Annotated in this window: 3 protein-coding genes; 2 read left to right on the top strand and 1 reads right to left on the bottom strand. The window is 36.2% G+C overall.

All coding sequences use genetic code 11. The features are described from left to right. The first annotated feature begins 8 nt into the window (after nucleotides 1–8). Entirely contained in the window at nucleotides 9–92 is an 84-nt protein-coding gene (locus ACFVSH_RS26775) for a hypothetical protein (RefSeq protein ID WP_387708858.1), read from the top strand. A 111-nt stretch (nucleotides 93–203) separates the two neighbouring features. Further along, nucleotides 204–470, top strand: a complete 267-nt coding sequence (locus ACFVSH_RS26770) for a hypothetical protein (RefSeq protein ID WP_387708856.1) — start codon at nucleotides 204–206, stop codon at nucleotides 468–470. Nucleotides 471–493: 23 nt separating this feature from the next. Here the strand turns inward: ACFVSH_RS26770 and glaH are convergent. Next, a partial coding sequence (gene glaH / locus ACFVSH_RS26765) for a glutarate dioxygenase GlaH (protein ID WP_387708855.1) occupies nucleotides 494–1,265 on the bottom strand: 772 nt, incomplete at its 5' end.

Genomic DNA, 1,265 nt, shown 5'->3' with positions numbered 1-1,265 from the left:
CGTTTGCCATGTTTTATGTGAACAATGAACAAAATCAATTGCTTAGACAAAAAGCACCAGAGACTTATAATTTTATTAAACAATTAGATTAAACATTGGGCAATAATAAGTTAAAATAGGATTAGAGATAAAATTAGTATAGAACATCCAGAATATGTTTTTGAGATTTGTCCTACCTTGCGATGAAGGGAGGTGGGTAATCAGTGACTTTTTTTGAGATCATAAGCTTTATTGCTGAATTAGTTGGAATATTGTCGGACTTAAATGAGCTTCTAACATCAGATTCAAATGGTGCTTTAGACATCATACTTTTTAGACTTTTACGCAATAAAAAAGAAAAGAACCCTAATCTTGTAAATTCCTTCCATTTACAAGATTACTCTTTAACTGAACCTAAAAAAAAGATAAATTGCTTTCCAACTCTTCGGTTGAAAAGAATTTATCTTAAAATGGTGTTTGGGGATGAATAAAAATTTGGGTTTACAAAATGAAACTATTGATTGAATCTTCCGCGCTGGCGAAGTAATTCACGGTTCAGGTTCGGATCCTTTTCAAATGCAGCGCGTCCGTGAAGCCAGAATATATTATTTACGACAACTAAATCTCCAACAGGCAGTTCCAGTTCAAGCACACTTTCATCGCTTTCTAATGAATTGGATAAATCGCGTAAATATTTGGCTTGTTCGATTGATTCAGGATAAACGAATTGATCGATAAAACATATACCAGGTTTGTTATTATGATTGAAGAAAGTCAATCTTTCAATCTCCTGATCAATATTTTTGCTTTTTGGAGCTTTATACGTGAATTTGTGGCTGGATAATGGTTGATTCACATACATATCAAGCTCTTTCCAATCGTCTAAGTGCAATAAACGTGATTCTCCACCGCGTGCATTTTGTTCGATCATCTTCATCATTAGTAACCAATCCGTCGGTTCATCTACAAAGGTGCCGTCCGTATGAAGGGTAAATAAACGATAAGCCTGACGCAAATACGAATCACTACTATCCGTGTCTTGAACACTAAAGCGGGCATAATATTTTCCTGACATGGCATCATGGTTTGGAGTTCCCAGCAAGTATGAAATGGCCGTTGCAAAAATGACGTATTCATCCGTATTTTCCGTAACACCCTCCAAGCCTAGTGTGAAGCCTCCGGATTCTCGATCATGAACGATGTTCCGAAGCACTTCACCAAAATCTTCACCCACTTGATCCAATAAATATGAAGCAACGATGATTCGTGCATATGGTGTATATCTG

It is taken from the genome of Peribacillus sp. NPDC058002, assembly GCF_042886655.1.
Classification (GTDB): domain Bacteria; phylum Bacillota; class Bacilli; order Bacillales; family DSM-1321; genus Peribacillus; species Peribacillus aracenensis.
Note: the sequence above shows the minus strand (reverse complement) of the source record. Positions and strands in the feature narration are given on the sequence as shown.

Excerpts from the sequence above, each read along its gene's own strand:
- ACFVSH_RS26775 (WP_387708858.1), top strand. The coding sequence starts at position 9 with ATGTTTTATGTGAACAATGAACAAAATCAATTGCTTAGACAAAAAGCA.